Here is a 20,561-nt window from a genome sequence, read left to right on the forward strand (position 1 = left end):
GCACCGGCGCGGCGCCTAGCGGGCATGTCGAGTGTACACGACGCGGGCCGGCCCAGGCGCTATCGAATTTGATGGGCGTCGCCGTCGGCCACCACGCAATTACGCCCGCCCCGCTTGGCGGCGTACAAGGCCTTGTCGGCCGCCTCGATCAGCTGCGCCGGCTCGTCCAGGCGCCCGGCCTCGACCGCGGCCACCCCGATGCTCATGGTCACCCAGGGCCGCATGGCCGCCGGCGCATGCGGCAGCTGCAGCCCCGCCACGTGTTCGCGGATCGCATTCGCATGGGCGCGCGCCTGCTCGAGCGTGGTGTCGGGCAGGATCGCCGCGAACTCCTCGCCGCCGTAGCGCGCCGCGACGTCGGCCGGGCGCTTGCACATGAAGGCCAGGGCCTGCGCCACCGCCGTGAGGCAGCCATCGCCCTCCTGGTGGCCGAAGTGGTCGTTATAGGCCTTGAACGAATCGATATCCATCAGCAGCAGCGACAGCGCCCCGCCGTTGCGCTGGGCGCGGCGCAGCTCGCGGTCGAGGGCGACGTCGAAGTGGCGCCGGTTGGCGATGCCGGTCAGGCCGTCGACGTAGGAACGGGCGCGCAGCGACTCCGCATGGTCGAGCAGGCGCCGCTCGCGGTCGACGGCGCCGCTGACGTCGCGGATCTCGACCAGGCAGAAGCGCTCGCCGCCTTCGCTGAAGGGTGTCACGCTCACCGCCTGCTCGATGCGCGCACCATCGAAGCTGCCCGCCTCGCGCAGCGGGAACGGGGAGCGGCCACTGGATGCCGGCACCATGGTGGCGGTGTCTTCGGTGAGGGCCGCCAGCACCGCCGACTCGACCCGCGAGCCGCGCAGTTCCGGAAACACGTCGAACAGCGAACGGTCGCGCACCCGCGCCGCCGCGTAGCCCGAGCGCGGCACCATCCAGCCGTTCCACAGCACGATGTCGTGGCCGGCGTCGAGCACGACCAGGCCACAGTCGACGAGGTTGAGGGCGCGCGCGGCGAAGCTGTTCGCGGCGGCGCCGGCGGGTTCGGTCTTGTTGTTCATCGCCGGTAAGTCGGATAAAGAATCAGGTGGATCGAATGATGCTAAAAAGCAATTAACAGATGATACCCGAGTTTGGGCCGGTGCAGCCTGGCACTGCGGGGCCATTTCTAAGTCAAAAGTTCTATTTACAAAAAATGTTCCCTCGTGATTTTTCGTGAGCCTTGAGCCCCCTCTTTCCGGCTACGATCAAGTCTTTGGTGCGGTCCACAAGACCGCAAGCGAGATCTCACATGGGTGGACGGAAGGAACAATCAATGGCTGACAAAATGGGTGACGAATTCGGTGTGGACACCGCTGGTATCGAGCTGGCCGCGGATGCTGCGCCGCACAACGCGCCCTGGCCCGCCGCGCCACACGAACTGCGCCGCCTGCGCATCCGCAAGCGCGAGAGCCAGGAAAAGTTCTGGAGCCGCTTCGGCGTCACCCAGTCCAGCGGCAGCCGCTTCGAGACCGGCGTCATGATCCCGCCCCCGGTCGCCATCCTGCTGCGCCTGTACGTCAACGGCTTGCTCAAGGACGACGACCTGCACGGCTGATTTCCGTTCCGCCGCCGCCGTCGCTGCGTCCCGGCCTCGCCATCCTCTCCCGGCCTTACTTCAGTTTTACTGAAGTAAGGTTTCTGATTTCTTCGCTTTTCCCGGACCAGCCCGGTGGGTTATCCTTATGCATGAGCAACGTGGCCGTCATGTCTGCCGCCTTTGCCGCTCGCCGCTATCGATCAACGCACACCGGAACCATGGAACGCATCGCCCTTCCCCCAGCCATCATCTGCGATACCCTGCCCGGCAGCCAGCCGTCGTGCGAAGCGCGCGGCCTTGCATTGCGCGCCCCGCGGCACGCCTGATACTCACTACAAAGGACCGGGCCAGGATGCGCTATTCGTCACTCGTGCTGCCAACACTGTTTGCAATCGCGCTGGGGCTGCTGCTGCAGCACTTCCTGGGCTCGCTGGCCTGGGCCGGCCTGCTCGCGGTCATCACCTGGCCCCTGCATGAACGCCTGCAGGCGCGCGGCATGCCGCGCCTGGCCAGCGCCAGTATCCTGCTCGCACTGCTGGTGGTGGGCTTCTTCGGTCCATCGCTGCTCCTGATCAAGGCGCTCGGCAACGAGCTGGTTGGCATCCAGCGCCTGCTGGCCAGGCTCAACGAGGTCGGGCTCCCGGCCCCGGTGTGGCTGGCCGACATCCCGGTGGTCGCCGAACGCGTGCTGGCATGGTGGAACGAGCACCTGGCGGTGCCGGGCGGCCTGAATGCGCTGATCCAGTCCACGCTCGGCGGCGTCATGCCGCACCTGACGGGCGCGGCCCGCTTCTGGGGCTCGGTGATCCTGGCGAATGCGCTGTACCTGTTCCTCACCCTGCTGACCCTGTTCATCCTCTACCTGCACGGCCCGGCCGTGGTGCGCTACGTCGACGGCGCAGGCAGCCGCCTGCTGCCAGACCACTATGGCAACCTGCGCCGCATCCTGCCGCTGTCGGTACGCGGCACCGCGCTCGGCCTGTGCTCGATCGCAGTGCTGGAGGGGATCGTGCTGGGCATCGCCTACTACATCGCCGGCGCGCCGGCCCCGGCCCTGCTGGGCGTACTCACCGGCTACCTGGCGCTGATCCCCGGCGGGGCGCCGCTCTCGTTCACCCTGGTCTCGCTGCTGCTGCTTGGCCAGGGCAATGCCGGCGCCGCGCTCGGCCTGTTCACCTGGGGCGCGGTGGAACTGTTCATGGTCGACAAATTCATCCGGCCGAAACTGATCGGCCACCGCGTCAACCTGCCCTTCCTGGCTGTGCTGTTCGGCCTGCTCGGCGGCGTGTCGACGATGGGCGTGATCGGCCTGTTCGTCGGCCCCTTCATGATGGCGGTGCTGTTCAGCTGGCTGCGCGCGGAGCAGGCGCAGCCCTAGCAAGCAGCAAGCAAAAAGGCCCGCAACGTTGCCGTTGCGGGCCTTTTTTTCATCCTGGTGGGAAGTGCAAGTTTCGAACTTGCGACCCCTGCAGTGTGAATGCAGTGCTCTACCCCTGAGCTAACCTCCCGAGTGCGCTTATTATGCCCTAACTATTGAGATTCATCAATATCTACAGGTCTCAACGATCGTTCTCGGCTTTCGGCGGCTGCGCCAGCACCCACATGAAATACAGGGCCTTGGCCGCCTTCGCCCGGGTGACCGGCGCCTTCGGCTCCAGCAGCACCCCATTGCGCATGCGGCCGCGCTCGATGCCCGCTTCCGAGCGGATCAGTCCGAGCTCGTACGCCTCTTTCAGCTTGGCGGCATACTGCGCCGACATCTCACCCGTATCGCGCAGGCGCGCCCATCCAACTAGCGGATAGTACATCGCGCCTTGGGCGCCGCTGTCGAGGTTGGGGTCATAGCCCGGCGCACCCGGCAACACGGTCTTGCCATTGTAATCAAGCATGTAGGCCGGCTTGCGGGCGAACCGGGCATGGTAGGCATCGCGCAGGATCGCCCCCATGGCTTCACGCAGCAAGGGGCCCTCGAGGTAATGCGCCAGCGCGTCCGCCGGCAGATCCATCACCTTGCCCAGCGCCGCAGTGAATTCGCGCGTGCCCATCGCCTGCTGCGGATTGAAGTTGCCCCGGACATCCTTGCGCAAGGCGCCCAGCTGGAGCAGCTTCTCGATCTGGTCGCGGTAGTACGCATCCTCCCCGGCCACGATGTCATGCGAGATCTCGGGATGGAGCGCCGACCAGTCGCCGGCGTCGATCGCGGCCCGCACCTCGCTCCTGAGCAGGGTGGCGATGCCGGACGCGAGCCTGTCGCCCTGCCCGCCCAGCCGCGCCAGCTCGGTGGCGACGATCCGTGCGTACTGCTTCGACAGCGATTCGCGGAAATGGGTGCCATCAATCTTGTTGGCGGGATGGCCGTTGGCATAGCTGCCGTCATTGGTCTTGCCGGGCGTTTCGCCGGCTTCGATCGCCATGACCGTCGGCGTGAGCGCGGCGGCGCCGGTCCGGTTGTAATAGTCGACGCTGAGGGCGTTCAGGTCGACCACCGTGACGCCGTGCGCGGCGCCCAGCTTCTTCAACAGATCGGGAAAGCGGCGCTTGCTGAAGGAATTCACGTAGACGTCGCCGGGACGCGCATTGCCGTTTACGCGCGACATCGGGGTCACGAATACCGGCAGCATGCCGCGCGCGCGGATTGCCGGCAGGTAGAAATCGGTGACCAGGGTTTCCACCATGGCCTCGGTCGAGCCGCGTCCGAAACGGCGCGCCTCGTCCAGGCTTTCGTCGTTGTGGCCGAACTGGATCATCACGATGTCGCCGATACGACCGTCCAGCAACAGGTCGTTGAGCCGCCCCTCGGCGTAGGCGTTGCGGAAAGAGCGTCCGCCCATCGAATAATTCAGCACCCTCACCTGCGTCGGGTCGAACAGCTTGTCGAACACCTGGCCCCAGCCGCTCATCGGCGCTTCGTCGAAGGTGTAGGATTTAACGGTCGAATCGCCCAGCGTGTAGATGGTGGGGAGCCGGCCCGCCTCCCTGGCTTGCGCTGCGACCGGCGCGATGGCGATCTCCTCGACCCCGACCGGCACGCCCGGGCGCTTCGGTTCGATTTCGATATCGATGAAGCCGCGCCCGTTGACGTAGCGGTAGGACCACTCCCTGCCCTGTACCCCGACGGCCGTCTTGTTGGGCAGCAGGCTGGCGGCGTCCCAGAACACGCCCAGGTTCAGGCGGCTGGTCTGCATGCCGGTGACCGAGACGATGCCGTCGTCGGCACTGCCGGTAGTCCGGACCCGGATCGCGTAGGCGCCCGGTGCGGCCTTGATGCGAAAGGCCATGCCGAAATGGTTGTAGTGATCCTTCTCGAAGCCCTTCTCGGCCTCGAACACCGGCTCGCTGATGATGAAGCCCTTGCCGTCGCTGCGGATGCCATCCGTATGCACGGGGCGCGCGGGCAAGGCGCCGGTGCGATCGACGAAGCCGAAGCCGGTGGCGGCGTCGTATAGCGGCACGCCGCTGCGCGCATCCCACCTGACCTGGACCGCGCCAGGCGCCGGCTGGCTGCTGAAGCTGAAGCGCTGCGGGTGCGCCGGAGGCTGTGCCGCGGCGAGCACGGGCAGGCAGGTCGCCAGGATAAGCAGTACACTGCGCAGCCCCGTGCTGCGATCGATTCTGAAATTCATGGGTGCTGTCATTTGCTAGTCTTCGGCGCCGGCGCCGGGCAGCGGCGCACCGGGTCCGGCAGGCATGGCGCCGACGCGCTGAATGCGCAAGGCCATGTAGGGCTTGCCGGGCAGCGCGACCGCGCGCCCTAGTTTGTCGGCGACGCGGTAGCGCACCAGCTCGCCGATCTCGAAGGTGTGCGGCACCGGGGTGACCGTCATGTTCCAGGTGTCGATGACGTCCACCTTGAAGCGCATGCCCGCCTTCAGCTCACCCACCGGCAGCACGAAAGGCCATTCGCGCGGACGCTCGTCGCCAAAATAATATAAATAGTATTCACCCGCCTTGCCGGCGGCGTTCATCACGAACAGCTGGTCGATCGGCTTGAGCCCTTCCCTGGGGCCGGCCTCGACGATCCGGCGCAGAAAGGCGATGCGCTCGGGACTGGTGCCGGCCAAGTGGCCGCCGCCGCCGATCCAGCCGTTCTCGAGGATCTCGCCATGCGTCGCGTAGGCCCCACCAGTCAGGGCGATCCAGAAGCGCCGGGTCAGTTCTTCGCCGCTGAGCTGGCCCCATCGGCTGGTGGAATTACCCTCGTAATTGATCTCGTCATGCACGATGGGCTTGCGGTAGATGTCGCGCAGCAGCGGCGACACGCCGAACACTTTGACCGCGTTGTAGTACTGCAGGCTGACGTGGGTCACCCAGGGCTTGTTGTAGTCGTAGATGCGGTCGGCATTGTGGATCGAGCGCAGGTGCCCGTAGGGGTCGTATTGCTGGACGATCTGGAAGTAGCGGTCGAAGTCCTCGTCGCTCAGGTGCTTGATGTAGCTGTTCTCGTTGGCCAGGCTCCACCAGATGTTCTGGAAGGCCGCGAAGCGCGCGACCATGGTGCGGATGAAGCGCTGGTTGACGGCGTCGCTGGTGGTGTCGAAACCCCACTGCCCCTTGTCGTAGGGGCGGAACAGGATCAGGTCGACCTGGATGCCGAGGCTTGATAAGCGCTTGACGTCGCGTTCCAGGTTCTGGAAGTAGACCGGATTGAAGCGCGAGAAGTCGAAGTCGGCGCGCGAACTGCCCACGAACGGGAAGTCGGTGAGCTTGCCGGGGCCACTGAGATAGTTTGCCTTGTAGGGCGGAACCGCCAGCATGCGCGCCTTGTTGAATGGGCTCTTGCGCAGCGTGGCCAGGGTTTGCAGCTTTTTCGCTTCGGGCTGGAAGGCCCATTCGTAGATGGTGGTGCCGAAGGGGAAATAGCGGGTGCCGTCCGCATGGGCGAAGTGGTGGACGTCGGCCACCCGTACCGGGCCCTTGTTGCCGCTCTCGACGCTCAGGAAGGCGCCCTTCTTTCCATTGAGGTCGGGATGGTTGCTGCGGGTGACCCAGGTCCATTCACCCACGCTGGGCGGCATGAAGCGGATCCGGTAGGTGCCCTTGCCGTCGTAGAAGCCCTCCGGCGTGTAGCGCTCGGCGCCGCGGGTGAAGGTGGCGCTGAGTTCGAGATCGATGAACGGGTTGCCGGCGTCCTGCCCCTTCAGGACCACTTCATAGACGCCATACCTGTCGACGCGTTCCTGGGCAAGGGAATTGGCGGAACCGCAGATGAGGAACAGCAGCACAAGCAGGTATTTCATGTCGCTTCCGGCAAGGTTGTACGATGACTTATCGCAAGAACATAGCAGAGCGCGCTCAGGAACTCAAGCTTCATGGGGAAAATCGCTCCCGCCAAGCGCTAAGTCATCATACATCTACGGAGGACCGCGACATGGCGCAAGCAGCCAGGCGCCTGGCCGGTCAGAAAATCGGATAGGCTTGCGGATGTCGATCGCTCACCCAGGAGCTCCCTCGTGTCCGACCAGCTTCCCTCCTTGCCCAATGAGGCCGCAAGCGCGCCGGCTTCGCCAATGCGCCGCAGGCTGGCCCACGGTACGGTCGCCCTGGCTGGCGCTTCGCTGGCGCCGGCGCTGTTGCTGCCGCTGCACGCCGCGGCTGTGCGGCTGCCGGTCGTGCCCTACGTATCCACGCCGCCGGATGTGGTGCGGCGCATGCTGGCGCTGGGCCGGGTTGGCCGCGGCGACACCGTCTACGACCTGGGCTGTGGCGACGGTCGCATCGTGATCGAGGCGGCGCGGCGCCATGGCGCGCGTGGCGTCGGCATCGACCTCGATCCGGTGCGCATCCGCGAGGCGCGCGACAATGCGCGCCGTGCGGGCGTGGAGCGGCGGGTGCGTTTTCAGCAGGCCGACCTGTTCGCGACCGATCTCAGTCCGGCCACGGTGGTCATGCTGTACCTGCTGTACGAGGTGAACCTGAAGCTGATTCCGCAACTATGGCGCCAGCTGCGCCCGGGCAGCCGCGTGGTGTCGCACGACTTCCACATGGGCGGGCAGTGGCCGCCCGAGCAGATCGTGCGGGTCGGCGACAAGACGCTGTACGCCTGGACCATTACGCCCGACCTCAGGGCGTACGCGACGGGACGGGTTTGAGAACAAAAAAAAAGACGCCGAACGCTACGGCGGTCGACGTCTTTTTCTTGATGCGAATTCTTGGTGGGAAGTGCAAGTTTCGAACTTGCGACCCCTGCAGTGTGAATGCAGTGCTCTACCCCTGAGCTAACCTCCCGAAGCGAGGCGTATTATGCCACAGGATCACTCGGCCGTCACCCCCGCGGGCGAATAATTCCGCCACACGCAGCTGCCTTTCACATTCTTGTCCAGCCCGGCGAGCACGTCGTCGTGCGCGGCGAGTTCGTCGCCGCTGGCCGCCAGCACGATGATCTCGCCGAGCGGGCCGGCATCGATCAGTTCGCCACCCGAGCTTGCCTCGACCGCCACGTCCATGGTCAGCGAGTTCTGGCCGCGCGTCATCGCGAGGTAAACGTCGGCCAGCAGTTCCGAGTCGAGCAGCGCGCCGTGCAGCTTGCGGTGCGCGTTCGAGATGTCGTAGCGGTCGCACAGCGCATCGAGCGAGTTGCGCTTGCCGGGATGGAGTTCCTTGGCCTGCACCAGGGTATCGATCACGCCGGCACAGTGGCTCGTAAACGACGGCAGGCCGAGGCGCTGGAATTCGTGGTTCAGGAAGCCCAGGTCGAAGGGCGCGTTGTGGATGATGACTTCGGCGCCCGCTACGTACGCGCGCAGGTCCTCGACAATCTCGTGGAACTTCGGTTTGTCGCTCAGGAATTCGGTGGTGAGGCCGTGCACCGCCAGCGCCGCCTCGTCGGAGTCGCGTTCCGGATTGATGTAACGGTGAAAATTATTCCCGGTCAGCTTGCGGTTGAAAATCTCGACGCAGCCGACCTCGATGACGCGGTCGCCCGTGCGGGGATTCAGGCCGGTGGTTTCGGTATCGAGGACAATCTGGCGCATGGCGTGGTCTTGCTGTTGAGTTGGAGCGAGCCGGAGTATAACAAACCGCGGCCCGCGCCAGGAGGCTTATCGGCGTACCGACGCTGCCCCGCGATTGGCAAGCACGTCGGCGCGCTCGTTCCCAGGGTGGCCGTTGTGCCCGCGCACCCAGCGCCACTCGACCGCGTGCTGCTGCTGCGCCAGGTCGAGCGCCTTCCACAGGTCCTCGTTCTTCACCGGCTCCCGGGTTGAGGTTTTCCAGCCGCGCGCCTTCCAGCCGTGGATCCATTCGGAGATGCCTTTCTGGACATACTGGCTGTCGGTATGCAGCACGACTTCGCACGGACGGTTCAGCACGCCCAGCGCCTCGATCACGGCGCGCAACTCCATGCGGTTGTTGGTGGTGTTCGGCTCCCCGCCGAAGATTTCTTTTTCGTGGCCGCCCGAGACCAGCAGCGCGCCCCAGCCCCCCGTGCCCGGATTGCCCTTGCAGGCGCCGTCGGTATAGATCTCGACCTTGCTCGAGTTGGTGTCTTGTTCGCTCATTCTCTATTCGCCGCCGGCACTGCTGCCGGCCGCTTGCTCGTTTTCTTGTTCCATGCAGGTCCGATGATGTGCATGCCCTTGACCCGCTTGATGGCGTGGACGACGTACACGGCGCCCAGGTAGGGCCACCAGCGCTGGCCGGCCGACTCCATCATCGCGAACCGGCTCAGCCAATGGGCCGTCCGGCACGGCGGCGCATAGCAGCCGAAATGGCTGCGCGTCGCGCCGAGATTCAGCAATTTTAACCAGTCCTTCAGGCGCGGCATAGAGATGAACTCGCCGGACGCCGGCAGATAGTCGTTGCGGGTGACCTTGCCCACGCCCTGGCGCATACCCCACAGGCTGGCCGGGTTGAAGCCGCAGATGATCACCTGTCCTTCCGGGATCAGGACGCGCTCGACCTCGCGCAGCACCTGGTGCGGTTCTTCAGCGAACTCGAGCACGTGCGGCAGCACCACCAGGTCGATGCTGTGCGAGGCGAACGGCAGCTCGGCGAAATCCAGCGCCACCGCGATCTGCCTGCCGCTCGCCGCGAAGGCGAGCTCGTCTTCGGTCGAGGTACGGGTGGCGGCCTGCCACTTGTTGGGCATGCGGTTGGCCGCCAGCGCGTCCAGCTGGGGCACACCGATCTGCAGCGCATTGAAGCCGAAGATGTCGGCGGTGAGCTCGTCGAGACAGGCCTGCTCGAACGCGCGCACGTAGGCGCCCGCCGGCGATTGCAGCCAGTGGTCGAGCGCTATAATGGATTTTTCCGATGCCGCGCTGTCCATGCCAGCCATCCAGCCTTTCTGTATTTACCTCTTGCATCTACCATGACGAGCTTACCGCGCCAGGACCTGTCGGTCCTCACCGTTCCCGCCTTCAACGACAACTACCTGTGGGTGATCCATGACGGCGTGCACGCGGCGGTGGTCGACCCGGGCGATGCCGGCCCAGTCCGCGAGGCACTGGACGCGCACCGTCTCACCCTGACTGCCATTTTACTCACCCATCACCATGCTGACCATATCGGTGGCGTGCCGTCCCTGTTATCGCAAGGAAGTGTGCCGGTATTCGGGCCGCGCAACGATGGCATCGAGGGTATCACGCAGTCGCTCGGCGAAGGCGAGCGCGTCAACGTGCCGGGGCTAGCGCTGGAACTCGATGTGCTCGACGTGCCGGGCCATACCCTGGGGCACATTGCCTACGTGCGGCGCACGCCGGGCGCGCACTGGCTGTTCTGCGGCGACACCCTGTTTGCCGGCGGCTGCGGCCGCCTGTTCGAAGGCACGCCGAGGCAGATGGCCGACTCGCTGGCCAAGCTGGCGGCGCTGCCGGACGATACGCTGGTCTATTGCGCGCACGAATACACGGTGTCGAACCTGCGCTTCGCCCAGGCGGTCGAACCGGAAAACCAGGGGCTGGCATTGCGCATGAAAGATGCCACCGTGCGGCGCGGGAGGCGGCTGCCGACCGTGCCGTCGACGATCGGGCTGGAGCGGGGGACGAATCCCTTCCTGCGGTACACGGAACCGGGGATTGTGAAGAGCCTGGTCGAAGCTGGCAGACTCAAGGAAGGGGCGTCGCCGGTCGAGGCGTTTGCGGCGTTACGCGAGTGGAAAAACGTGTTTTGATGGAGACGATGCATACCGCGATATCGTAGGGTGGTCGGCTCTGCCGACCGCGCGTTCAAGCGGCCTCAAGGAACCAGGGCGCGTCAACATCGATATGATTTGAACACGCGGACGGCGAAGCCGTCCACCCTACGAACAGCATCAGATTTCTTCGTACAAGGGCAAAGTCAGGAACTCTGCAAACGTCTCCGACGTCGACATCTGCTCGAAAATCTCGGCCGCCCGCGCATAGCTCGGGTTGTCGCCGTTCGGCGCGTCGCCCTTCACCTTCTGCAGTTCTTCCGGGATCATCGCGCGCACCATCTCGGCACTCACCTTGCGCCCGTCTTCCAGCACGCCTTTCGAGGAGCGGATCCACTGCCACACCTGCGAGCGGCTGATCTCGGCGGTGGCGGCATCTTCCATCAGGTTGTGGATCGGCACGCAGCCATTGCCGGCCAGCCAGGCGCCCAGGTAGTGGATGCCGACATTGATGTTGTAGCGCAGGCCTGCTTCCGTGATCGGCGCTTCCGGCTTGAAGTCGAGCAGGTCGCGCGCGCTGACCTGGACATCCGGACGCTGCTTGTCGATCTGGTTCGGCTTGTCGCCCAGCACCTTGGTGAACTCGGTCATCGCGAGTTCGACCAGGCCCGGATGCGCGACCCAGCCGCCGTCGTAGCCGTCGGTAGCGTCGCGCGCCTTGTCGTTGCGCACGCCGCCCATGGCGGTCTCGTTCTTTTGCGGATCGTTCTTGATCGGAATCAGGGCCGCCATGCCGCCGATCGCCGGTGCACCGCGCCGGTGGCAGGTCTTGAGCAGCAGCAGCGCGTAGGCGCGCATGAAGGGCGCCGTCATCGTCACCTTGGCGCGGTCGGCCAGGCAGAAGTCCTTGTCCAGCTTGAACTTCTTGATGCACGAGAAGATGTAGTCCCAGCGGCCCGCGTTCAGGCCGGCGCTGTGCTCGCGCAGTTCGTACAGGATTTCGTCCATCTCGAAGGCGGCCAGGATGGTCTCGATCAGCACGGTCGCCTTGATGGTTCCGCGCGGAAGGCCGAGTTCTTCCTGGGTCATCAAGAAGATGTCGTTCCACAGGCGCGCCTCGAGGTGCGATTCCATCTTCGGCAGGTAGAAGTAGGGGCCGGCGCCGCGCGCCAGCAATTCTTTCGCGTTATGGAACATGAACAGGGCAAAGTCGAAGATACCGCCCGACACCCGCTTGCCGTCCACCAGCACGTGCTTTTCATCCAGGTGCCAGCCGCGCGGACGCACCACCAGCGTGGCCACCTTGTCGTTCAGCTTGTACGACTTGCCGCCCTGCTCGAGCGCGATGGTGCCGCGCACCGCATCGATCATGTTCAGCTGGCCGGTAATCTGGTTGTCCCAGTTCGGGGTATTCGAATCCTCGAAGTCGGTCATGTAGCTGTCGGCGCCCGAGTTCAGCGCGTTGATGACCATCTTGCGTTCGACCGGTCCGGTGATCTCGACGCGGCGGCATTCGAGCGCCTTGGGGATCGGCGCGATCTTCCAGTCGCCGTCACGGATGTGGGCGGTCTCGGGCAGGAAATCCGGACGTTCGCCGGCGTCCAGGCGGGCGGCCCGTTCGGCGCGCGCCGCCAGGAGTTGCTGGCGGCGCGGCTCGAAGGCGCGTGTCAGCTTCGCGACCAGCGCTAGGGCGTCTGGCGTCAGGATCCGTTCGTAACCGGGTTCGATGGCGGCCGTGATCTGCATGCCGGCGGGGGTGGCGATCGTCATTGCGCAAACTCCTGTAAGTGGGAAACCTCAGCTGGCCCGGCGCCACGTTCTGCTGGAGGCGCCTTGGCGTTTTATCTTAGCATCAAGTATATTCACTTCCAGATAGCTAAACGATACATTTACTCACTACATCTGTGCGTTTTTGTATCAAATGGAGGTCCAGTGGACAAGTTCAGGCAGATCTCGACCTTTGTCGAAGTGGTCGCGCGCGGCAGTCTGTCGGCGGCCGCGCGCGCCGAGGGCATCGCGCCGGCGATGATCGGTCGGCGCCTCGATGCGCTGGAAGCGCGCCTCGGCGTCAAGCTGCTGGCCCGGACCACGCGCCGCCTGGTGCTCACCGACGAGGGCGCCGCCTTCCTGGAAGACTGCGAGCGCATCCTGGCCGAGCTCGAAGAAGCCGAATCCGCCGCCGCCGAGCGCAGCGCGCGGGCCACCGGCCATCTGTTGGTATCGGCCCCGGCCGGCTTCGGGCGCCAGCACGTGGCGCCGCTGCTGCCCTCTTTCCTGGCCGAGCACCGCGAACTGACGGTCAACCTGAACCTTACCGACCGCCTGGTCGATGTCGTCGGTGAAGGCGTCGACGTGGCGATCCGCATCGCCAGCCTGACCGACTCCAACCTGGTAGGCACCAAGCTGGCGGACAACCATCGGGTGGTGGTCGGCTCGCCGGCCTACCTGAAGCGGCACGGCAGTCCACGCGTGTTGGCGGATCTAGCCAAACACAATTGTTTGGCGATCAGCAGCGAAGGCAGCCAGCGCGGCTGGACCTTCCTCGACAAGGGCAAGCCGGTCACCCTCAAGGTGGGCGGCAAGATGGTATGCAATGACGGCGCGGTGCTGCACGCTTGGGCACTGGCCGGCAAGGGACTGGCCTGGCGATCGATGTGGGAAGTGGGCGCCCAGATCGCGGCGGGCGAACTGTGCACGGTGCTGGATGAGTTTGCGGCGCCGGGGAACGACATTCATGCCGTCTTCGCCCAGCGCCAGCACCTGCCCTTGCGGATCCGCGCCTTCGTGGACTTTCTGAGGCGGAGCTACGCCCAGCCGGAATACTGGCGAATCTAGGCAAAAAAAAATCCCCGGCTACCCGGGGATTTTTTGCCATCGCTGGAGAGCGATTACAGCGGCTGGATGTTCGCGGCCTGCTTGCCCTTAGGGCCAGTGGTCACATCGAACGAAACGCGCTGGTTCTCTTGCAGCGATTTGAAGCCGTTGCTTTGGATCGCCGAGAAGTGAGCGAACAGATCTTCGCCGCCTTCGTCAGGGGTGATGAAGCCAAAACCCTTCGAATCATTGAACCATTTTACGATGCCAGTTGCCATTACAATTTCCTATTTCAGTTAAGTGGGCTTGCGCCCGTTTAAGATCGTTTGAAGAAGCAAGAAAGGAATGACAGACTAACTGCACTACTACCTACAACCCAACGATCCCGTATTATACCGAATAAAAACGGCGACACACGCTTTTTGCGAAATAAAAAAGCGGGTATCGACAACTATTCCTATAAAAATTCCTATGTTCAACTTTTATGGGCGCGTTTTTAAAACGGCAGTAAGCAAAATATAGGGCATCGAGAGGCGAGAAATTTGCGCGGCATCAAACGATTCCGCAATGATTTATTGCGCTATAACACCATTCGATCGCGGCCGAGCAGCTAGTGCCCTGTAGCAGACCTCAGGCAAGCCCGCGCGGGTCGCGTCGCGCCGCGTTCACGAAGGCGTCGAGCTCGGCGAGCCAGGCAGCCCAGTCGCTGGCGGCGACCACCTCGAACGTGGTCAACACGCGCAGGCGCTGCTCCAGCAGGCGCGCATGCTGCCCCAGGCCGCGGTAGCCGAAGGTGACGGCCGAGCCGGCCAGCGTGTGCAGCATTGCCTGCAGTTCGGCGGCGCTGGCCATGGGAGCCAGCGGGTCGAGCTGGGCGCCGAGCGCGCCGAGGCGCGCGAGGATCGCCGGCAACCGGCTGTCGAAGCTGGCATTCGCCGAGGCCAGGCGCGAGAAAAACTGCCGGTCCGCCGCGTGCATGCTCACCCTCTCCCCTTTTTCCTGATCCTCGTCGGCGTCGCTCATTGGCGTGGATTACTTGGTGCCGAAGATGCGGTCGCCCGCGTCGCCCAGGCCCGGGATGATGTAGGCGTGTTCGTTCAGGTGCGAGTCGAGCGAAGCGACGTAGACCTTCACGTCCGGATGCGCCTTCTGGAACACCTCGATGCCTTCGGGCGCGGCCACCAGGGCCAGGAACAGGATGTGCTCGCTCGGCACGCCGCGCTTCTTCAGCACGTCGACCGCGTGCACCGCCGAGTTGCCGGTCGCGACCATCGGGTCGCACAGGATGAACGTGCGCTCGTTGGTGTCCGGCAGGCGCACCAGGTATTCGACCGGTTCGTGGGTGTCGGGATCGCGGAACACGCCGATGTGACCGACACGCGCCGACGGCACCAGCTCCAGCAGGCCGTCGCTCATGCCGATGCCGGCGCGCAGGATCGGCACGATCGCCAGCTTCTTGCCGGCGATGACGGGGGCCTCGATCGTCACCAGCGGGGTCTGCACGGTGCGGGTGGTCAGCGGCAGGTCGCGCGTGATCTCGTACCCCATCAAGAGCGTGATCTCGCGCAGCAGCTCGCGGAAGGTGCGCGTGGACGTGTCGTGCTCGCGCATGTGCGACAGCTTGTGCTGGATGAGCGGATGGTTCAGGATGAAGAGATTGGGGAAGCGCGGGTCTTGTTTCATGGTCGGGTTCGAACTGAATTGGTGTGAAGCATGGACCGGCATTATCCCAGCCGCGCGGCGGTTTGTCCTTTTTTTCTGCACCTTTCGACAAGAAAACAGGAAACCGCGGCGCCGGCAGGTTTTACGTGCGCAAGGCGCGGGCCAGGATGGCGGCGCAGTCGCTGGACGCCGGCAGCCGCCCGAAGGCCCCGCCCGGCGCGACGGCGATGCGCGAGGCCACGAAGGCCTCGGCCACATAGCCGGGCGCATGGCGCAACAGCAACGCGGCCTGCACCGCCAGCACCAGGCGCTCGGCCAGGCGCCGCGCGCCGGCTTCAACGCGGGCCAGCGCCGGCAGTTCGTCGAGCAGGCCGCGCGCGAACGCGTCGAAGCGCGGATCGAGGCCGACGGCCGGCAGCAGCTCGGCAGAGAGGGCCTCGCGCGCCTCCGGCAGCGCCTTGCCGAGCGCGCGCAGCAGGTCCAGGCACATCACGTTGCCCGAGCCTTCCCAGATCGAATTGACGGGAAATTCGCGGTACAGGCGCGCCAGGGGACCGTCCTCGACGTAGCCGTTGCCGCCCATGACCTCCATCGCCTCGGCGCCGAAAGCCGGACCGCGCTTGCAGATCCAGTACTTGCCGGCCGCAGTCAATATGCGGCCCAGCAGGGATTGAAGTGGATCGCCGCCCTGGTCGAAGCAGCGCGCCAGGCGCAGCGCGAAGGCGGTTGCGGCTTCGGATTCGAGCGCCAGGTCGGCCAGCACGTTCTGCATCAGCGGCTGCTCGCTCAGCACGCGGCCGAAAGCGCTGCGACCGCGCGCGTGGTGCAACGCATGGCACAGCGCCGCGCGCATGATGCCGGCGCTGCCGAGCACGCAGTCGAGCCGGGTGTACCCGCCCATCTCGAGGATGGTCGGGATACCGCGGCCCGGCGCCCCGATCATCCATCCCAGGGCGCCCTGGAACTCGACCTCGGACGAGGCGTTCGAGCGGTTGCCCAGCTTGTCCTTCAGGCGCTGCACGCGGATCGCGTTGCGGCTGCCGTCCGGCAGGTATCGCGGGACAAAGAAGCAGCTCGGGTGGTCCGGCATCCCGGCCTGGCTGGCGCCGTCGCCGGTCTGTGCCAGTATCAGGTGCGCGTCCGCCTGCGGCACCGAGAAGAACCACTTGTGGCCGACGATGCGCCAGGCGCCCTCGCCCATGCGGCCGAAACGCTCTGCCGCCTCGGATGGCGGCATTGGCTCGGCGCGGGTGGTGTTGGCGCGCACGTCGCTGCCGCCCTGCTTCTCGGTCATGCCCATGCCGACCAGCGCGCCGCGCTTGTGCTCGACCGGAAGCGAGCGCGGATCGTAGTCGTTCGACAGCAGCTTCGGCAGCCAATGCGCCGCAAGCAGGGGCGCCCGGCGCAAGGCGGGCACCGCGGCGAAGCTCATCGTCACCGGACACTGGCTACCGTTTTCGACCTGCCCGAACAGCAGGTACTGGGCCGCGCGCGCCACCTGGGCGCCTGGGCGCGGTTCGCGCCAGGGCGCGGCGTGCGCGCCGGCGCCGATCAGCTTTGCCATCAGGACATGCCAGGCTGGGTGGAATTCGACTTCGTCGACCCGGTTGCCCATGCGGTCGTAGCTCACCAGGCGCGGCCCGTTGGCATTCGCCAGGCGCGCCAGCTCGAACGTTTCAGCGCGCCCGAGTTCGGCGCCCAGCGCGTCCAGCGCGTCGCCGGCCCAGCCGGCGCCCTCGCGCGCGAGCGCTTCCTGCAGCGCCGGATCGCAGCCGAACAGGTTCACATCGGCGAAGGGCGCGGCCTGATTCAGCACGTCGTGGGTCTCGAAGGGCTTCATTTTTGTCTCTCTCTTCCGTTATAGCCTGGTAGGCGCCGGATCGGGCAGCCAGGTTTCGTCGGCACTGAGGTGTTGCAATCGAGCATCAACCAGCGGGCGATCGTCATCCAATAATTTGCTTTGGAGTAATTATCGGCGACAATATCGATGCATACCTGTCACTTGCCTGAACAGCAATGACGCTAACGCAAAGGCCGGATCAAGGCAAGCCGCTGTGACAGCGCAATGACAGGCAAAACAATGTCCGCGCTTGTGATTTTTAATGCCTTTTGGAATCTTTCAGTGCTACAGTCGCCATTGGTTTGGTAGACTTGCATGGTTTACACGTGCCCTGTCAGCGCGTGGCAGCAACAACAAGGCAGACATAAGAGAATGCACACCAGTTCCACCGCCGCCAGATTCGAGCCGCGCAAGCAGCCCGTCTCGCTGCTCGACAGCCTGCTTGAAGCGGCCGGCGACATCGTGTTCCGCCTTGCCCTCGACGGCCAGGTCCGCGCCGCGAGCCGCCGGGCACTGACGCTGACCGGCGTGGAGATCGGCGGGCGGCCCCTGGTATCGCTCGCGCACGACGTCGACCAGCCCGCCTTGCGCAATGCCATCGTGGGCGCCGGCACCGGCAGCGCGCCGGCACTGGTCGAGGCGCGCTTCCGCTGCCAGGAACGCGACATCTGGTTCGAACTGCGTATCGCCGCCATCGCCTCCGGCGACGACGCCCCGCTGCTCGTCATCGGCCGCGACATGTCGGCCCAGCACGCCACCGAAGAACGCCTGCGCCACATGGCGACCCACGATTCGCTGACCGAGCTCCCGAACCGGGTGCTGCTGTCGGACCGCATCCGCATGGTGATCGCCAATGCGCGCCGCTCCGGCCAGGGCTTCGCGGTCGCCACCATCGGCCTGGACGGCTTCAAGAAGGTCAACGACGGCCTCGGCCACGCGATCGGCGACGCGGTGCTGCGCATGGCCGCCGGGCGCCTGCGCCGCACGCTGCGCGACAGCGATACCCTGGCGCGGGTCGGCGGCGACGAGTTCGTTGCGGTCTTGCCGGGTTCCGAAAACGAGGCCCAGATCAAGCTGGTCACCGGGCGCCTGATGGCCGCCCTGCAATCGCCCTTCGAGATCGACGGCCACACCATCTACCTGGCCGGCTCGATCGGTATCGCCACCTATCCGGAACATGCCGAGGACGAGGTGCGCCTGGTGACGCTGGCCGACACCGCCATGTCGCGCGCGAAAGAGACCGGCAAGGCGCGCGCCGTCACCTACAGCCCGCGCGACCAGGGGCCGCCAGAGCACGACATCTCGCTCGAAGCCGCGATGTTCAACGCGGTGCGCGAAGGCGAGTTCCAGCTGTATTACCAGCCCATCGTCGATGCCCGCACCCGCACCATCGAAGGCTTCGAGACCCTGATGCGCTGGAAGCATCCGACCCTCGGCATGGTGCCGCCGGTACGCTTCATTCCGATCGCCGAGACCAATGGCCTGATCAACCTGCTGGGCGCATGGGCGCTGAAGGCGGCCTGCATGCAGATCCGGCAGTTCGAGGAAGTCGCCGGCCGCGAGCTGTACATCTCGGTCAACATCAGCCCGCGCCAGTTCAGGAGCGACCGCTTCCTGACGGTGCTGGACGATGCGCTGGCGCTGTCGGGAACGCCCGGCAGCAAGCTGGTGCTCGAAATCACGGAAGGCACGCTGATGGTTGACCCGGTGCATGCCGAGGCGGTGCTGGCCAAGATGACCGAGCGCGGAGCACGCATCGCGATCGACGACTTCGGCACCGGCTACTCGAGCCTGGCCTACCTGAAGCGCTTCCCGATCTCGGTGCTGAAGGTCGACCGCGCCTTTGTGAAAGACCTGCCGGGGGCCGAGAAGGACGCGGCCATCTGCAACGCCGTGCTCGACCTGGCCAAGCACCTCGACCTGTCGGTGGTGGCCGAAGGCGTGGAGACCGAAGCGCAGCTGGCCTGGCTCGACAACCTGGGCTGCCATTACGTGCAGGGCTACCTGACCGGCAAGCCGATGCCGGCCCATGTCGCGGTGGCGGCGCTGAAAGAGAATCTATACACCGAATTACTGCCGGCCGACTTCCGGGCGGTCAAACCATGACGACACCAGCCGCTACCCACCGTTCGCCCCGGGCCGAAGCCACCCTCTCCCTGCTGTGGGAACGCATCCGCAGGCAGGGCGACATGCCCGGCTTTACCAAGGCCATCAACGCCATCCTCGCCTCCATGCGCGGCGAAGACGAGCGCGAGTTCTCGATGACCCAGACGGTGCTGTCGGATCCGGTCCTGACCCAGAAGGTCCTGCGCCTGGCCAATAGCGGCATGTATTCGGCCTTCGGCCAGCGCATCAACACGGTATCGAAAGCGGTGCTGGTGCTCGGCACCGAAGCGATCGGCCACCTGGCGCTGGGCCTGAAGCTGATCGAAGAACTGGCCAAGTCCACCCCCGACACCGAGACCGCCCACATCGAGATGGAAAAGGCGGTGCTGGCCGGGATGGTGGCCCAGCAGGTGGCGGCCAGCGCGGTGTCGCGCGACCCCGAGGAAGCCGTGGTGTGCTCGATCCTGCATTCGCTGGGGCGCATGATGATCACCTTCTACATGCCGGAGCGCTGGAGCCAGATGCGCGAGGCCACGGGTGCCGGACGCGAGGAACTCGCGGCCGAAGCGCAGCTCGGCCTCTCGCTGGAAGAGATCGGCCGCGCCACGGCCGAACACTGGGGCCTGCCGCGCAACCTGGTGGCGGGCATGCGGCGGGTCGAACCGGGCGAGCGCGGCGAAGGCTTCGGGCACGACGACTGGCTGGCCGCGCTCGGCACCATGTCGACCCAGGCAGCCGAAGCGCTGTGGCACGATGACGAAGCGGCCGGCGCCCGCGTCGCGGCCCTGGCCGAGAGCTTCGCGCCGATGCTCGGCGTGGAGCCGACCGGCCTGCTCGGCGCGATCGACAAGGCGCGCGCCAGCGCCGCTGCCGACCTGACCATCGCCCCGCTGGCCAAGCCTGCCGAGAAACGCGCCCAGCTGGCGGCCGCGACCCGCAAGCGCATGGCCGGCAATAAGATCCTGATGAGCGGCGTGGCCGACATGCGCGACGCCGGGGCGAGCGCGACGCCGGGCCAGATGATGTCGATGGCGCTGGAGACGATGCACCAGGGCCTGTCCTTCACCCGTTCCTTCGCTTTCCTGCGCAATCGCCGCGATGGCCGCTATGCGGCGCGCCTCGGCCTCGGCGAAGGCAGCAAGGCGCTGCTGCCGAACCTGGTATTCGACGACGCCTACGAACCGAACGTGTTCCATGCGGCGCTGGGCAGCGACCGCGTGATCTTCATCGAAAATGCGCACGACGCCAAGTTCGCGGCCAAGCTGCCGGGCTGGTGGAGGGGCACGCTGAGCGAGGCGCGCTGCTTCGTGGTGATCCCGCTCTGTGCGCATGGCCAGCCGGCCGGTTTCATCTATGGCGAATGGGACGACAGTTTCCCGTCGGTTGTACTGAGCCAGACCGAGTTCTCGCTGTTGAACGACCTGCGCGGGCTGGTGGTGCGCACGGTGGAGAAGCGGCACCAGGCGGAGGCGGTGGCGGTGGCGACGCGGGTGTGATACCCGCGGCGCCCG

General features: G+C 65.6%; 18 protein-coding genes and 2 tRNA genes. 7 read left to right on the plus strand and 13 right to left on the minus strand.

The window, feature by feature from the left end:
* Nucleotides 1–59 precede the first annotated feature (59 nt).
* On the minus strand, nucleotides 60–1,040 hold the full coding sequence (locus AC56LU_RS03155) for a diguanylate cyclase (protein ID WP_497174136.1): 981 nt from the start codon (nucleotides 1,038–1,040) through the stop codon (nucleotides 60–62).
* Nucleotides 1,041–1,294: 254 nt separating this feature from the next.
* Between AC56LU_RS03155 and AC56LU_RS03160 the strand changes: the two genes are divergently transcribed.
* Entirely contained in the window at nucleotides 1,295–1,576 is a 282-nt protein-coding gene (locus tag AC56LU_RS03160; protein WP_497174137.1) for a helix-turn-helix domain-containing protein, read from the plus strand.
* Between the two features lie 334 nt (nucleotides 1,577–1,910).
* Entirely contained in the window at nucleotides 1,911–2,936 is a 1,026-nt protein-coding gene (locus AC56LU_RS03165; RefSeq protein ID WP_497174138.1) for an AI-2E family transporter, read from the plus strand.
* Nucleotides 2,937–2,991: 55 nt separating this feature from the next.
* Here the strand turns inward: AC56LU_RS03165 and AC56LU_RS03170 are convergent.
* The 3 genes from AC56LU_RS03170 to AC56LU_RS03180 all read right to left on the minus strand — a co-directional run bounded on the left by AC56LU_RS03170 (nucleotide 2,992) and on the right by AC56LU_RS03180 (nucleotide 6,795).
* Nucleotides 2,992–3,066, minus strand: a tRNA-Val gene (locus AC56LU_RS03170).
* Nucleotides 3,067–3,117: 51 nt separating this feature from the next.
* Nucleotides 3,118–5,181: a GDSL-type esterase/lipase family protein gene (locus AC56LU_RS03175; RefSeq protein ID WP_497174139.1), complete on the minus strand. Its 2,064-nt coding sequence runs from the start codon at nucleotides 5,179–5,181 to the stop codon at nucleotides 3,118–3,120.
* Nucleotides 5,182–5,196: 15 nt separating this feature from the next.
* Complete coding sequence (locus AC56LU_RS03180) at nucleotides 5,197–6,795, minus strand: DUF5605 domain-containing protein (protein WP_497174140.1); 1,599 nt, start codon at nucleotides 6,793–6,795, stop codon at nucleotides 5,197–5,199.
* A 213-nt stretch (nucleotides 6,796–7,008) separates the two neighbouring features.
* On the opposite strand from AC56LU_RS03180, the gene AC56LU_RS03185 reads away from it, so the two are divergent.
* Complete coding sequence (locus tag AC56LU_RS03185; protein ID WP_497174141.1) at nucleotides 7,009–7,647, plus strand: class I SAM-dependent methyltransferase; 639 nt, start codon at nucleotides 7,009–7,011, stop codon at nucleotides 7,645–7,647.
* A gap of 61 nt (nucleotides 7,648–7,708) precedes the next feature.
* Here the strand turns inward: AC56LU_RS03185 and AC56LU_RS03190 are convergent.
* From AC56LU_RS03190 to AC56LU_RS03205, 4 genes are all read right to left on the minus strand, one after another.
* Nucleotides 7,709–7,783: transfer RNA gene (locus tag AC56LU_RS03190), tRNA-Val, on the minus strand.
* 26 nt (nucleotides 7,784–7,809) lie between these two features.
* Entirely contained in the window at nucleotides 7,810–8,529 is a 720-nt protein-coding gene (gene dnaQ, locus AC56LU_RS03195; RefSeq protein WP_497174142.1) for a DNA polymerase III subunit epsilon, read from the minus strand.
* A gap of 66 nt (nucleotides 8,530–8,595) precedes the next feature.
* Nucleotides 8,596–9,054 carry a ribonuclease HI gene (gene rnhA / locus AC56LU_RS03200; protein ID WP_497174143.1) on the minus strand — a complete coding sequence of 153 codons (459 nt, stop codon included), beginning with the start codon at nucleotides 9,052–9,054 and terminating at the stop codon, nucleotides 8,596–8,598.
* The gene (locus tag AC56LU_RS03205; protein WP_497174144.1) at nucleotides 9,051–9,824 is read right to left on the minus strand and encodes a class I SAM-dependent methyltransferase; all 774 of its coding nucleotides are present in this window, start codon (nucleotides 9,822–9,824) and stop codon (nucleotides 9,051–9,053) included. Before AC56LU_RS03205 ends, rnhA begins: the two co-directional genes overlap by 4 nt.
* 42 nt (nucleotides 9,825–9,866) lie before the next feature.
* On the opposite strand from AC56LU_RS03205, the gene gloB reads away from it, so the two are divergent.
* Nucleotides 9,867–10,667 carry a hydroxyacylglutathione hydrolase gene (gloB, locus tag AC56LU_RS03210; protein ID WP_497174145.1) on the plus strand — a complete coding sequence of 267 codons (801 nt, stop codon included), beginning with the start codon at nucleotides 9,867–9,869 and terminating at the stop codon, nucleotides 10,665–10,667.
* A gap of 141 nt (nucleotides 10,668–10,808) precedes the next feature.
* Here the strand turns inward: gloB and aceB are convergent, their stop codons facing one another.
* Nucleotides 10,809–12,398, minus strand: a complete 1,590-nt coding sequence (gene aceB / locus AC56LU_RS03215; protein ID WP_497174146.1) for a malate synthase A — start codon at nucleotides 12,396–12,398, stop codon at nucleotides 10,809–10,811.
* 162 nt (nucleotides 12,399–12,560) lie between these two features.
* On the opposite strand from aceB, the gene AC56LU_RS03220 reads away from it, so the two are divergent.
* Nucleotides 12,561–13,463, plus strand: a complete 903-nt coding sequence (locus tag AC56LU_RS03220; RefSeq protein ID WP_497174147.1) for a LysR family transcriptional regulator — start codon at nucleotides 12,561–12,563, stop codon at nucleotides 13,461–13,463.
* A gap of 53 nt (nucleotides 13,464–13,516) precedes the next feature.
* Here the strand turns inward: AC56LU_RS03220 and AC56LU_RS03225 are convergent, their stop codons facing one another.
* The 4 genes from AC56LU_RS03225 to AC56LU_RS03240 all read right to left on the minus strand — a co-directional run bounded on the left by AC56LU_RS03225 (nucleotide 13,517) and on the right by AC56LU_RS03240 (nucleotide 16,944).
* Complete coding sequence (locus AC56LU_RS03225; RefSeq protein WP_027867533.1) at nucleotides 13,517–13,720, minus strand: cold-shock protein; 204 nt, start codon at nucleotides 13,718–13,720, stop codon at nucleotides 13,517–13,519.
* Nucleotides 13,721–14,072: 352 nt separating this feature from the next.
* Nucleotides 14,073–14,420 (minus strand): Hpt domain-containing protein, encoded by a 348-nt coding sequence (locus AC56LU_RS03230; protein WP_497174148.1) that lies wholly within the window; start codon nucleotides 14,418–14,420, stop codon nucleotides 14,073–14,075.
* Nucleotides 14,421–14,474: 54 nt separating this feature from the next.
* Nucleotides 14,475–15,125, minus strand: a complete 651-nt coding sequence (gene upp / locus AC56LU_RS03235) for a uracil phosphoribosyltransferase (RefSeq protein WP_497174149.1) — start codon at nucleotides 15,123–15,125, stop codon at nucleotides 14,475–14,477.
* Between the two features lie 121 nt (nucleotides 15,126–15,246).
* On the minus strand, nucleotides 15,247–16,944 hold the full coding sequence (locus AC56LU_RS03240) for an isovaleryl-CoA dehydrogenase (RefSeq protein WP_497174150.1): 1,698 nt from the start codon (nucleotides 16,942–16,944) through the stop codon (nucleotides 15,247–15,249).
* Between the two features lie 372 nt (nucleotides 16,945–17,316).
* Here AC56LU_RS03240 and AC56LU_RS03245 point away from each other — a divergent pair, with 372 nt between their 5' ends.
* On the plus strand, nucleotides 17,317–19,050 hold the full coding sequence (locus AC56LU_RS03245) for a putative bifunctional diguanylate cyclase/phosphodiesterase (protein ID WP_497174151.1): 1,734 nt from the start codon (nucleotides 17,317–17,319) through the stop codon (nucleotides 19,048–19,050).
* On the plus strand, nucleotides 19,047–20,546 hold the full coding sequence (locus AC56LU_RS03250) for an HDOD domain-containing protein (protein WP_497174152.1): 1,500 nt from the start codon (nucleotides 19,047–19,049) through the stop codon (nucleotides 20,544–20,546). The genes AC56LU_RS03245 and AC56LU_RS03250 overlap by 4 nt, the downstream gene beginning before the upstream one ends.
* Nucleotides 20,547–20,561: the final 15 nt, after the last annotated feature.

The organism is Telluria sp. PB2R4 (genome assembly GCF_059685695.1).